Source organism: Nesterenkonia sp. E16_10, from assembly GCF_017347085.1.
GTDB lineage: Bacteria > Actinomycetota > Actinomycetes > Actinomycetales > Micrococcaceae > Nesterenkonia.
Genome location: NZ_JADPSA010000024.1, coordinates 56,200 through 67,993, shown reverse-complemented (window position 1 = coordinate 67,993; position 11,794 = coordinate 56,200). Strand labels below are relative to the sequence as shown.

The following is an 11,794-nucleotide window of genomic DNA, read 5'->3' as shown; positions in this document are numbered from 1 at the left end:
GGGTAGCACATGACACACGGTCACATGTACGGAACCTGAAACACAGCTGAAAAACTCCCCTGCTAAACTCGCTCCCACAGGTGACCCACGCAACACTCTCGCGCGGACCACCGTTTGCCCATAAAGCTCGCATCTTCTCGAGGAGTAACCGAATATGCACGTCAACAAGACCTCTCGTCGCTCTCGCGCGACGGGTGCGCTCGCCGTGACCGCAGCCGCAGCCCTGGTGCTGTCGGCCTGCGGCGGCGGCGACAACGGCGGGGACAACGGCGAAGCCGCCGAAGGCGTCGAAGGCGGCGGCACCGTCTCGGCCTATAACTGCGAACCACAGTTCCTGGTCCCCGCGAACTCCACCGAGGTCTGCGGCTCCTGGGTCCTCGGCTCGCTGTTCACCGGACTGACCCAGACCGACTTCGACACCTACGAGCCCACCGCGGGCGTGGCCGAGTCCTGGGACACCGAGGACAACGTGACCTGGACCTTCACGCTGGGTGAGGACTGGACCTTCCACGACGGCGAAGCGATCACCGCGCAGACCTTCGTGGACACCTACAACTGGGCCGTGGATCCGGACAACGCCCAGCAGAGCGCCAACTTCTTCGACAACTTCCTGGGCTACCAGGAGGTCGTCGACGGCGACGCCGAGGAGATGGAAGGCGTCCGCGCGGTCGATGACTACACCCTCGAGATCGAGCTCACCGAGCCCTTCTCCCCGCTGCCCGACATGCTGACCTACACGGCCTTCTACCCGATGCCCTCGGTGGCCTACGACGACATCGAGGCCTTCGAGCAGGCCCCGGTCGGCAACGGTCGCTACCAGATGGACGGCGAGTGGGAGCACGACCAGCAGATCGCGGTGAACCGCTTCGAGGACTGGGCCGGGGAAAACCCGGGTCTTCCCGAGCGCATCGAATGGATGATCTACTCCGAGGTCGACACCGCCTACCTCGACGTCCAGGCCGGCAACCTCGACATCCTCGACGCCGCCCCGGCAAACCGCCGCACCACGGTGGAAGCCGACTTCGGCGACAACGCGCAGGACTTCGACACCTCGGCGTTCACCTACCTGGGCTTCCCGCTGTACCAGGAAGAGTTCCAGGACGCCGATGTGCGTCACGCGCTCTCCATGGCGATCGATCGCGAACTGATCATCGACAACATCTTCGACGGCGCGCAGACCCCGGCGGAGAACATCATTCCGCCGGATCTGATCGAGGGCAACGAGAACACCTGCGAGTACTGCCAGTACGATCCCGAGGCAGCCGCAGAGCTCTACGAGGAAGCAGGCGGCCCCGAGGAGCTGACCGTCTACTTCAACTCCGGCGCAAGCCACGAGGACTGGGTCGAGGCCGTGGCCAACCAGTGGCGCGACAACCTGGGTATCGAGGACATCACCTTCGAGTCCCTGGAGTTCGCCCAGTACCTGGGTCTGCATGACGAGCAGGAGATCACCGGACCCTACCGGCTGGGCTGGACGCTGTCCTACCCCAGCGCGCAGTACGCGATGGAGCCGATCTACACCACGGGTGTCTCCTCGAACTACGCCGACTACTCCTCCGAGGAGTTCGATGATCTGATCAGCCAGGCCAATGCCGAGACCGATCCCGATGCCGCGGCCGAGCTCTACACCGACGCCGAGGCGATCCTCCTGGAGGACATGCCGGTCATCCCGATGTGGTTCACCAACTACCAGGTGGTGCACAGCGACCGGATCGATGGAGAGTCCCTCTTCATGGACCAGGCCACCTTCACCCGCCTGGAGCAGGTGGTGGTGACCCAGGAGTAATCCTGGAATCCCTCAGAGGCGCGGCCTGCGTGAGTATTCGCGCAGGTCGCGCCTCTGGCATGTCGGCACGTCCAGGATCGGCCTCCCAGGATTCCTGGAAATCCCATCCGACTCCCTATCATTGATCGCGGCGTCGCCCTCGGCTTCGGAGAGGACCTCTCCGCCGAGACAGACGCTCGGCGCACCCGCGCCACCGCCCGCACCCACAAGGACAGCAATGACCCGCTATATCATTCGGCGTCTGCTCCAGTTCATCCCGGTCATCCTCATCTCCACGTTGATCGTCTATGCACTGGTGTTCGCCATTCCCGGTGACCCGATTCGGGCACTGGCCGGAGATCGCCCGATGAGCGACGCCGTCCGGGAGACCCTGCGCGAGCAGTACAACCTGGACGATCCGTTCCTCATCCAGTACTTCAAGTACATCTGGGGCATCGTCACCGCCCTGGACTTCGGCTCGACCTTCAACGGCCGCCCGGTCACCGACATCATCGAGCAGCGACTGCCGGTCACCGCGACCCTGGCCCTGGTGACCCTGGTGATCCAGACGCTCATGGGCATCATCGCCGGCATCCTCGCCGCGCTCTATCGCGACCGGTTCTTCGATCGCTTCGTCCAGGTCTCCACCGTGGCCATGGTGGCGCTGCCCACCCTGGTCATCGGCTTCCTGCTGCAGCTGATCTTCGGGTTGAATCTGGGCTGGTTCCCGATCGCGGGCGTCAACAACGGGGTCTCCAGCTATATCCTGCCGGCACTGACCATGGCGGCGGTCTCCACCGGCATCCTGGCCCGGCTGGTGCGCAGCGAGCTGCTGGACTCGCTGAAGTCCGACTATGTCCGCACCGCCACCGCGAAGGGCATGAAGCGCAGCCGGGTGATCACCCGCCACGGTCTGCGCAACTCGCTGATCCCCGCGGTCACCTTCATCGGCGCCGACCTGGCGAGCATGCTGGGCGGCTCCATCATCGTGGAGACGATCTTCAACCTCCCCGGACTGGGCCAGCAGGTCTTCGCCTCCATCCAGGGGCAGGAGGGCACCGTCGTCGTCGGCATCGTGACCCTCTTCGTGCTCTTCTTCGTGGTGATCAACCTGATCGTTGATCTCCTCTATGGCCTTCTCGACCCAAGGATCCGTTATGAGTGAGACACACCGCCCCGAAGCGCGCGTGGAGCCGATCGATTCCACGATCGAACCTGCAGGGGAGCCCGCCAAGAACAAGAAGGTCGAGGAGGCGAGCCTGCTCGCCGATGCCTGGCGCTCGCTGCGGAAGAACCCCTGGTTCATCATCTCCGCGGTGCTGCTGGTGCTCTTCCTGTCCATGGCGATCTTCCCGCAGCTCTTCACCAACAACGATCCGCGCGAGTGCCTGCTCGGACGCAGCCGTCAGGCACCCTCGGCCGAACACTGGTTCGGCACCGATATCCAGGGCTGTGACTACTACAGTCGAGTGATCTACGGTGCCCGGAACTCCATCGCGGTGGGCTTCATCGTCGCGATCGGCACCTTCATCATCGCCGTGCTGCTCGGCCTGGTGGCCGGCTACTTCGGCTCCTGGGTCGACGCCGTGATCTCCCGCTTCACCGATATGGTCTTCGCCGTGCCCTATATCCTGGGCGCCCTGGTGTTCCTCAACGTGCTGGAGTCCCGCGGAGTGCGCGAGGTCGCCTTCGTGCTGATCGTCTTCATGTGGCCGACCATGACGCGTCTGATGCGCGGCTCGGTGATCTCGGTGGTCAACTCCGAGTTCGTCCTCGCCGCCCGCGCCCTGGGCGCCGGACCGATCACCATCATGCGCCGGCACATCCTGCCCAACTCGCTGGGACCGGTGATCGGCTACGCCACGGTGTTCACCGGCATCATCATCGGCGCCGAGGCCACGCTGACCTTCCTCGGCGTGGGCCTGCAGCTGCCGGCCATCTCCTGGGGACTGCAGCTCTCCGACGCGCAGCCGTTCCTGCAGACCGTGCCACACCTGCTGCTGTTCCCGGTGATCTTCGTGGGCCTCACCGTGTTCGCGTTCATGACCATGGGTGACGCGATCCGCGACGCCCTTGACCCCAAATCCAAGAAGTGAAGGGCTGGATCTGATGACTGAATCCCAGACCTCGACCGGGCTCACCCCCGGGACCCGACCTGGCGACGCGCCGCTGCTGGAGGTCAAGGACCTTCAGGTGGAGTTCCGCACCAAGGCCGGCGTGGCCAAGGCCATCAACGGGCTGAACTTCACCCTGCACGCGGGGGAGACCCTCGCGATCCTGGGTGAGTCCGGCTCCGGCAAGTCCGTGACCGCACAGACCATCATGGGCATCCTGGACATGCCCCCGGGCAAGATCGCCGGCGGTGAGATCCGCTACCGCGGCGAGGACCTGCTGAGCATGCCCGAGGAGTCCCGGCGCAGGCTGCGCGGGGTCAAGATCGCCATGATCTTCCAGGACGCGCTGTCCTCGCTGAACCCGGTGCTGCCGGTGGGCTGGCAGATCGCCGAGATGTTCCGGGTCCACCGCGGACTCAAGCGCAAAGAGGCCAAGGTCAAGGCCGTGGAGATGATGCAGCGCGTGGGCATCCCCGGCGCCGAGGAGCGGGCGGGGGACTTCCCGCACCAGTTCTCCGGCGGCATGCGCCAGCGCATCATGATCGCGATGGCCATCGCCCTGGACCCCGACGTGCTGATCGCCGATGAGCCCACCACCGCCCTGGACGTCACCGTCCAGGCCCAGGTGATGCGGCTGCTGAAGGATCTGCAGACCGAGTTCAACATGGGCCTGATCCTGATCACCCACGATCTCGGCGTGGTCGCCGACGTCGCGGACAAGATCGCGGTGATGTACTCCGGACGTGTGATGGAGGCCGCCGATGTCTACGAGATCTACGGCAAGCCCGGGCACCCCTACACCCAGGGCCTGCTGAACTCGATCCCACGGATCGACGACGAGGGCGGACGGCTCCGCGCGATCTCGGGGCTGCCGCCCTCGCTGACCGATATGCCGCCGGGCTGCCCGTTCAACCCGCGCTGCGAGTTCGCCACCGACCGCTGCCGGACCGAACGCCCGGAGCTGCGCCCGGTCGCGGACGGGCACCTCTCGGCCTGTCACTACGCCGAGGACGTCTACGCCGGCACCGCCACCCGCACCCGCCGCCCGTCACCCACCGGCGCCGGAATGATCGACGTCTCCGAGGAGGCACCACAATGAGCCTGTCAGTTCCCGCCGCCGCTGCGGACCCCTTCGCCGACAAGCCCTCGGTGCTCGAGGTCGACGGCCTGGTCAAACACTTCCCGATCACCCAGGGCATCGTCTTCCAGCGCAAGGTCGGGGCGGTGAAGGCCGTGGACGGGGTGAGCTTCAACCTGCGCGAGGGCGAGACCCTGGGCATCGTGGGGGAGTCCGGCTGCGGCAAGTCCACCCTGGCGAAGCTGCTGATGCGACTGGAGGAGCCCGACGCCGGCAGCGTCAAGTTCCGCGGCGAGGACTTCCTCTCGGTCAAGGGCGATGAGCTGCGCCGGCTGCGCCGGAAGATCCAGATCATCTTCCAGGACCCCTACACCTCGCTGAACCCGCGCATGTCGGTGGGCGACATCATCGCCGAGCCGTTCAAGCTGCACCCGGAGGAGAAGCCCAAGCAGGGCATCCGCAACCGGGTCAAGGAGCTGCTGGACCTCGTCGGGCTGAACCCGGAGCACATCAACCGCTACCCGCATCAGTTCTCCGGCGGTCAGCGCCAGCGGATCGGGATCGCCCGCGGCCTGGCCCTGAACCCCGACGTCATCATCTGCGACGAGCCGGTCTCCGCACTCGACGTCTCGGTCCAGGCCCAGGTGATGAACCTGCTCGATGACCTGCAGAAGGAGTTCGGTCTCAGCTACATCTTCATCGCCCATGACCTCTCGGTGGTCCGGCACATCTCCGACCGGGTCGGCGTGATGTACCTGGGCAAGCTGGCTGAGCTGGGCACCCAGGACGAGATCTACTCCGGCCCGGCGCACCCCTACACCCAGGCGCTGCTCTCCGCCGTGCCGCTGCCGGACCCCACCTTGCGCGGGGCCCGGGAGCAGATCGTGCTGCAGGGCGATCCGCCGAACCCGGCGAACCCGCCCTCGGGCTGCCGCTTCCGCACCCGCTGCTGGAAGGCGACCGAGATCTGCGCCACCCAGGAGCCGGAACTGATCTCCCGAGGTCAGATCACCCAGCTCAGCGCCTGCCACCACGCGGAGCAGAACGAGAAGGTCATCCCGGCCCACGGCTAGTCCGCGGATCGCACACCCTGCGCGCGCCTCCGGGCGGGGGAGAGCCCCTGTCTGGAGGCGCTGCGCATACCCGGGTGAGCAGCATCATTGCCGGTCTCGCCGCTCGAGGCCGTACACTGGAATGGTGTGGTCGCGCACGGCCGTGTTGCTGTGCGCTCTGACCCACCCCAAACCACACTGTTGAACCACATGTAGAACCACGACGTGCCATGGACGAGTCAAGACAGGACATCGACCGACCAGACACGTCACACTCTCCTCTATGGAAGGCGTTGCCCCACTTATGACCACTGCTGCCGCTCGTACACTTGCAGGCACTGACGAGCGCCAGGATCTGCGCAACGTCGCCATCGTCGCTCACGTCGACCACGGCAAGACCACTCTGGTCGATGCCATGCTGACTCAGACCCGAGACGCCGGTGCGCACGGCGCCCTCGAGGAGCGGGTCATGGACTCCGGCGAGCTCGAGAAGGAAAAGGGCATCACGATCCTGGCCAAGAACACCACCGTGTTCTACTCCGGTCCGGCCGCCACGAAGCACGCCGGCATGGACCAGGTCACCATCAACGTGATCGACACCCCCGGTCACGCCGACTTCGGCGGCGAGGTCGAGCGCGGTCTCTCCATGGTCGACGGTGTGGTGCTCCTGGTGGACGCCTCCGAGGGCCCGCTGCCCCAGACTCGCTTCGTGCTGCGCAAGGCACTCAATGCCCAGCTTCCGGTGATCCTGGTCGTGAACAAGACCGACCGCCCCGATGCGCGCATCGACGGCGTCGTCTCCGACACCATGGACCTGCTGCTCGGCCTGGCCTCCGACGTCGCCGAGGAGAACCCCGAGCTGAACCTGGACTCGGTGCTCGACGTCCCCGTGGTCTTTGCCTCCGGCCGAGAAGGCCGCGCCTCGAAGAACCAGCCCGAGGACGGCGGAATGCCGGACAGCGACGACCTCGAGCCGCTCTTCGACACCATCCTTGAGCACGTCCCGGCCCCGAAGTACGACGCCGAGGAAGTCCTCCAGGCTCACGTCACCAACCTCGACGCCTCCCCGTTCCTCGGCCGCCTGGCCCTGCTGCGCATCTTCAACGGCACGCTGAAGAAGAACCAGCAGGTCGCCTGGGCCCGCAAGGACGGCACCATGAAGACGGTGAAGATCACCGAGCTGCTCGCCACCAAGGGCCTGGAGCGGGTCTCTGCAGACTCCGCCGGACCCGGTGAGATCGTCGCCGTCGCCGGCATCTCCGACATCATGATCGGTGAGACCCTCACCGACCTGGAGAACCCCAAGCCGCTGCCGACCATCACCGTGGATGATCCCGCGATCTCCATGACCATCGGCATCAACACCTCGCCGATGGCCGGCCGGGTCAAGGGTGCGAAGGTCACCGCCCGCCAGGTGAAGGATCGCCTGGACAAGGAGCTCATCGGCAACGTCTCGCTCAAGGTCTTCCCGACCGAGCGCCCCGACACCTGGGAGGTCCAGGGCCGAGGCGAGCTCGCGCTGGCGATCCTGGTCGAGCAGATGCGCCGTGAAGGCTTCGAGCTGACCGTGGGCAAGCCCCAGGTGGTCACCCGGGAGATCGACGGCAAGCTGCACGAGCCCATGGAGAACATGATCGTGGACTCTCCCGAGGAGTTCATGGGTGCGATCACCCAGCTCATGGCCGCCCGCAAGGGAACCATGACCACGATGACCAACAACGGCACCGGCTGGATCCGCATGGAGTTCATGGTGCCGGCTCGCGGCCTCATCGGCTTCCGCACCAAGTTCCTCACCGACACCCGCGGCGCCGGCATCGCCTCCTCCTACGCCGCAGGCTACGAGCCGTGGAAGGGCCTGATCGAGTACCGCACCTCCGGTTCGCTGATCTCCGACCGCACCGGCACGGCGACCCCGTTCGCCATGATCAACCTGCAGGAGCGCGGCACCTTCTTTGTGGACCCGCAGGAAGAGGTCTACGAGGGCATGGTCGTCGGCGAGAACGCCCGCCACGACGACATGGAGGTCAACATCACGAAGGAGAAGAAGCTCACCAACATGCGTGCAGCGGCTGCCGACTCCTTCGAGGGTCTGACCCCGCCGACCAAGCTGACCCTCGAGGAGTCCCTCGAGTTCGCCAACGAGGACGAGTGCGTGGAGGTCACCCCGCATTCCATCCGCATCCGCAAGGTCATCCTGAACTCCTCCGAGCGCATGCGTGACACGCGCAAGAAGAAGAGCGCTTCACAGTAATGACCACCCCGCAGGACACCGCGGCACCCTCGCGGAGAAGCTCGCTGCGACCAGCGCTGCTGGGCGTCTGCTTCTCCGCAGGGGTGGTCCTCGGGATCCTGGGCACCGTGCTGCACGGCAACATCGTGATGCTCGGGTCCACCGAGACCGGGACCGTGCTGCCCTGGGGTGCGGTGCTGGCCCTGCTGATGTGCCTGATGGCGCAGCTGTGGGCCGGGCTGAAGAGCGGCTCGCTGCTGGAACCGATGCTGATGGGCGTGACCACGTTCACCGTGGCCTCGATCGCCTACCTCTGGCCCGGACCGGATCAGCTGGTGGTGCCCTACAGCCCCGAGGCCATGGCGCTGCTGCCCGGGCCTACACTGGCCTCGGTGATCTGGTGGCTGGGCACCGCAGCGGTGACCCTGATCAGCATGGTCCTGGTCAAATGGATCCTGGTGCGGGACCGCGCCGTATCTCGGTAGACTCGACTTACGCACTCGAAGAAAGATAAGAGGAGTCCATGACGTACATCATTGCCCTTCCTTGCGTGGATCTGAAGGACAAGGCCTGCATCGATGAATGTCCGGTGGACTGCATCTATGAAGGGGACCGGATGCTCTACATCCACCCCGACGAATGCGTCGACTGCGGTGCCTGCGAGCCGGTCTGCCCGGTGGAGGCCATCTACTACGAGGACGACACCCCCTCGCAGTGGTCCGAGTACTACCGCGCCAACGTCGAGTTCTTCGACGAGGTCGGTTCTCCCGGCGGCGCGGCCAAGGTCGGGCTGATCCCGAAGGACCACGAGATCGTCGCGGCCCTGCCCCCGCAGCAGCAGTGACCACCCCGGCGCACTGATCTTCCCGGCGCACTGATCATCCATCCCAGCGGAGGCCCTCATGCTGACTCTTCCTGAGTACCCCTGGGACGCCATGGCTCCCTACCTTCAGAAGGCGCGGCAGCACCCCGCGGGAATCGTCAACCTCTCCATCGGCACCCCGGTGGACCCCACCCCTGAGGTGATCCAGGCGGCGCTCACGGCCGCCGCCGACGCCCCGGGGTACCCGACCACCCACGGCACGCTCGCGCTGCGCGAAGCCATCGCCGGCTGGTTCGCCCGACGGCGCGGGGTCACCGGCCTGGACCCGGAGAACATCCTGCCCACCGTGGGCTCCAAGGAGCTCGTGGCCTGGCTGCCGACCCTGCTGGGACTCGGCGCCCGCGCCGGGGCCGGCGCCTCCGACGTCGTGCTGCGCCCACTGGTGGCCTACCCGACCTATGACATCGGCGCGCAGATCGCCGGCGCCACCCCGCTGGCCACCGACGATCCGTTCAGCCTCGACGAGGAGACGCTGCAGCGGGTCAAGCTGATCTGGATCAACTCACCCTCGAACCCCACCGGCGCGGTGGCCGGGGCCGAATGGATGCGCGAGGTGGTCCAGCTCGCCCGCCGCATCGGCGCCGTGGTCGCCTCCGACGAGTGCTATGCCGAGCTGCCCTGGGAGGTCGCCGGGGATGACGTCCCCTCGGTCCTGGACCCCCGGGTCTGCGGCACCGACCCGGAGACCGGCGCACCCGACCACCGCGGACTGCTCGCGGTGTACTCGGCGTCGAAACAGTCCAATATCGCCGGCTACCGCGCCGCCTTCGCCGCGGGCTGCCCGGAGGTGATCAGCGGGCTGATCAACACCCGCAAGCACGCCGGGATGATCGTGCCTGCCCCGGTCCAGGCCGCGCTGGCGGCGGCGCTGAACGACGACGCCCACGTGGCCGCCCAGCGCGAGCTCTACCGGCGGCGTCGGGCCCTGATGGTGCCCGCGCTGCAGGCCGCCGGTCTGCAGATCGAAGACTCTGTCGCGGGACTCTACCTCTGGTGCCGCGCCGCCGAGGCTGAGCCCTCCGCCCGCACGGCGGAGGACACCTGGGCGCTGGTGGATCAGATGGCCCAGCGCGGGATCCTGGTGGGTCCCGGGGTGTTCTACGGGGAGCAGGGCAACGGGTACATCCGGGTGGCGCTGACCGCCACGGACGAGCGGATCGCCGCCGCGGCCGCACGACTCACGGGCTGAGCTGGGCGCTTCCGCGCGACCCGAGGCGATCCGGCGCAGGTTACACCCGATGCCGTGAACCGTGACACAACTGGCAACCACCTGTGACCAAGCGGTAGGTTTGTCATGATGTCCCCCTAGTGTGTCTGATAAGGAGACCCATGACTGAGCAGTCTTCTGCCCGCCTGAATTATCAGGGGGGAGATCTTGAACTACCCGTGCAGCCCTCCGTGGAGGGCAATGTCGGCCTCGGCATCGCACCCCTGCTGAAGACCACCGGCGCGGTCACCTATGACCCCGGCTTCATGAACACTGCGAATGCGCAGTCGGCGATCACCTACATCGACGGCGATGAAGGCATCCTGCGCTACCGCGGCTACCCCATCGAGCAGCTCGCGGAGAAGTCCAGCTTCCTCGAGGTCTCCTACCTGCTGATCTACGGCGAGCTGCCCACCCAGCAGCAGCTCACCGACTTCGACACCGTCACCCGTCGGCACACCCTGCTCCACGAGGAGCTGCGCGACTTCTTCGGCGGCTTCCCGCGCGACGCGCACCCGATGCCGGTGCTCTCCTCCGCGGTCTCGGCGCTCTCCACCTACTATCCCGACTCGCTGGATCCCTTCAACAAGGACCACGTGGAGCGCTCCACCTACCGGATGCTCGCGAAGGTTCCCACCATCGCGGCCTACGCGTATAAGAAGTCCATCGGCCAGCCGATGCTCTACCCGGACAACAACCTGACCCTGGTCGAGAACCTGCTCCGCGGCTGCTTCGGCGTGCCCGCCGAGCAGTACGAGCTGGACCCGGACATCGTCAAGGCCCTGGACACGCTGCTGATCCTGCACGCGGACCACGAGCAGAACTGCTCCACCTCCACCGTGCGCCTGGTCGGGTCTTCGCAGGCGAACCTCTTCGCCTCGGTCTCCGCGGGCATCAACGCGCTCTACGGTCCCGCCCACGGCGGCGCCAACGAGGCCGTGCTGGGCATGCTGCGCCAGATCCAGTCCGGCGACGTCAGCCCGGAGGCCTTCATGGAGAAGGTCAAGAACAAGGAGGCCGGGGTCCGGCTCATGGGCTTCGGACACCGGGTGTACAAGAACTACGACCCGCGCGCCCGCGTGGTCAAGGGCCTGGCCGATGACCTGCTGGCCAAGCTCGGCGGCGACGACGAGCTCTTCGACATCGCCCAGCGCCTGGAGCAGAAGGCGCTGGAGGATGACTACTTCATCGAGCGCAAGCTCTACCCGAACGTGGACTTCTACACCGGCCTGATCTACAAGGCGATGGGCTTCCCGGAGAAGATGTTCACCGTGCTCTTCGCGCTGGGCCGGCTTCCCGGCTGGATCGCGCAGTGGCGGGAGATGATCGAGGATCCCTCGACGAAGATCGGTCGGCCCCGCCAGATCTACATCGGCGAGCCCGAGCGTCACTACCCGGGAGTCTGACCTCCCACCTCCCGTCCCCTCCCGTCCCCTCCGTTGAGCGGCGGATTCTACGAGTATCT

10 protein-coding genes are annotated in these 11,794 nt (G+C 66.3%); all 10 read left to right on the top strand.

Features of this window, described 5'->3' with window-relative positions; translation table 11 throughout:
• Nucleotides 1-154: 154 nt before the first annotated feature.
• Entirely contained in the window at nucleotides 155-1,786 is a 1,632-nt protein-coding gene (locus I2487_RS08450; RefSeq protein ID WP_207170732.1) for a peptide ABC transporter substrate-binding protein, read from the top strand.
• Nucleotides 1,787-2,003: 217 nt separating this feature from the next.
• The gene (locus I2487_RS08445; protein ID WP_207170733.1) at nucleotides 2,004-2,930 is read left to right on the top strand and encodes an ABC transporter permease; all 927 of its coding nucleotides are present in this window, start codon (nucleotides 2,004-2,006) and stop codon (nucleotides 2,928-2,930) included.
• On the top strand, nucleotides 2,923-3,861 hold the full coding sequence (locus I2487_RS08440) for an ABC transporter permease (RefSeq protein WP_255546095.1): 939 nt from the start codon (nucleotides 2,923-2,925) through the stop codon (nucleotides 3,859-3,861). Before I2487_RS08445 ends, I2487_RS08440 begins: the two co-directional genes overlap by 8 nt.
• Nucleotides 3,862-3,874: 13 nt before the next feature.
• Complete coding sequence (locus I2487_RS08435) at nucleotides 3,875-4,978, top strand: ABC transporter ATP-binding protein (protein ID WP_207170735.1); 1,104 nt, start codon at nucleotides 3,875-3,877, stop codon at nucleotides 4,976-4,978.
• Entirely contained in the window at nucleotides 4,975-6,030 is a 1,056-nt protein-coding gene (locus tag I2487_RS08430) for an ABC transporter ATP-binding protein (protein ID WP_207170736.1), read from the top strand. Before I2487_RS08435 ends, I2487_RS08430 begins: the two co-directional genes overlap by 4 nt.
• 283 nt (nucleotides 6,031-6,313) lie before the next feature.
• Nucleotides 6,314-8,260, top strand: coding sequence for a translational GTPase TypA (typA, locus tag I2487_RS08425; RefSeq protein ID WP_207170737.1), 1,947 nt, complete (start codon nucleotides 6,314-6,316; stop codon nucleotides 8,258-8,260).
• Nucleotides 8,260-8,724 (top strand): hypothetical protein, encoded by a 465-nt coding sequence (locus I2487_RS08420; protein WP_207170738.1) that lies wholly within the window; start codon nucleotides 8,260-8,262, stop codon nucleotides 8,722-8,724. Before typA ends, I2487_RS08420 begins: the two co-directional genes overlap by 1 nt.
• 38 nt (nucleotides 8,725-8,762) lie before the next feature.
• The gene (fdxA, locus tag I2487_RS08415; protein WP_036474056.1) at nucleotides 8,763-9,083 is read left to right on the top strand and encodes a ferredoxin; all 321 of its coding nucleotides are present in this window, start codon (nucleotides 8,763-8,765) and stop codon (nucleotides 9,081-9,083) included.
• Nucleotides 9,084-9,141: 58 nt separating this feature from the next.
• Entirely contained in the window at nucleotides 9,142-10,311 is a 1,170-nt protein-coding gene (gene dapC / locus I2487_RS08410; RefSeq protein WP_207170739.1) for a succinyldiaminopimelate transaminase, read from the top strand.
• 140 nt (nucleotides 10,312-10,451) lie between these two features.
• The gene (locus I2487_RS08405; RefSeq protein ID WP_207170740.1) at nucleotides 10,452-11,735 is read left to right on the top strand and encodes a citrate synthase; all 1,284 of its coding nucleotides are present in this window, start codon (nucleotides 10,452-10,454) and stop codon (nucleotides 11,733-11,735) included.
• Nucleotides 11,736-11,794 lie beyond the last annotated feature (59 nt).

Coding starts and splice junctions, on each gene's coding strand:
- I2487_RS08440 (WP_255546095.1), top strand. CDS start 2,923: ATGAGTGAGACACACCGCCCCGAAGCGCGCGTGGAGCCGATCGATTCC.
- I2487_RS08450 (WP_207170732.1), top strand. CDS start 155: ATGCACGTCAACAAGACCTCTCGTCGCTCTCGCGCGACGGGTGCGCTC.
- I2487_RS08430 (WP_207170736.1), top strand. CDS start 4,975: ATGAGCCTGTCAGTTCCCGCCGCCGCTGCGGACCCCTTCGCCGACAAG.
- I2487_RS08405 (WP_207170740.1), top strand. CDS start 10,452: ATGACTGAGCAGTCTTCTGCCCGCCTGAATTATCAGGGGGGAGATCTT.
- I2487_RS08445 (WP_207170733.1), top strand. CDS start 2,004: ATGACCCGCTATATCATTCGGCGTCTGCTCCAGTTCATCCCGGTCATC.
- I2487_RS08420 (WP_207170738.1), top strand. CDS start 8,260: ATGACCACCCCGCAGGACACCGCGGCACCCTCGCGGAGAAGCTCGCTG.
- fdxA (WP_036474056.1), top strand. CDS start 8,763: ATGACGTACATCATTGCCCTTCCTTGCGTGGATCTGAAGGACAAGGCC.
- dapC (WP_207170739.1), top strand. CDS start 9,142: ATGCTGACTCTTCCTGAGTACCCCTGGGACGCCATGGCTCCCTACCTT.
- typA (WP_207170737.1), top strand. CDS start 6,314: ATGACCACTGCTGCCGCTCGTACACTTGCAGGCACTGACGAGCGCCAG.
- I2487_RS08435 (WP_207170735.1), top strand. CDS start 3,875: ATGACTGAATCCCAGACCTCGACCGGGCTCACCCCCGGGACCCGACCT.